The sequence below is a fragment of the Paraburkholderia sp. JHI2823 genome (assembly GCF_038900695.1).
In the GTDB taxonomy this organism is placed as follows: Bacteria; Pseudomonadota; Gammaproteobacteria; order Burkholderiales; family Burkholderiaceae; genus Paraburkholderia; species Paraburkholderia mimosarum.
The window spans coordinates 1-385 of record NZ_JAYMRY010000353.1; the positions used below are offsets into that span (position 1 = coordinate 1).

Below are 385 nucleotides of genomic sequence, written 5' to 3' on the forward strand. Positions count from 1 at the left end.
TTCCAGATGATGCAGCCTGGCGGCGTCGGCCTGCGACGCATCGCCGGGCCACACCCAGACGAAGCCGTAGCGCTCGATCACCGGATAGTTGCGAATCGATGGAAAGCCGTTGACGCGTTGCCCCGGCATGCCGGTGGCCTTGCCCTGACAGCCCATTTCGAGGCCGTGATAGCCGCACACGAGCGTGCCGTCGCGCACGAAGCCGAGCGACAGCGGCGCGCCGCGATGCGGACAGAAGTCTTCGAGCGCCACCACGGCGCCTTCCGCGTTGCGATAGAACACCATCTGCTCGCCGCAGATCTGCCGGCCGAGCGGCTTGTCCGCGACTTCATCGGGCATACATGCGACGTACCACGCGTTCCTGGGAAACATGTCAGTCTCACTC

1 protein-coding gene is annotated in these 385 nt (G+C 65.2%); it reads right to left on the reverse strand.

Features of this window, described 5'->3' with window-relative positions; all coding sequences use genetic code 11:
* Positions 1-372: Rieske 2Fe-2S domain-containing protein (locus VSR34_RS38950; RefSeq protein WP_342965305.1), on the reverse strand; the 372-nt coding region annotated here is incomplete at its 3' end.
* Positions 373-385 lie beyond the last annotated feature (13 nt).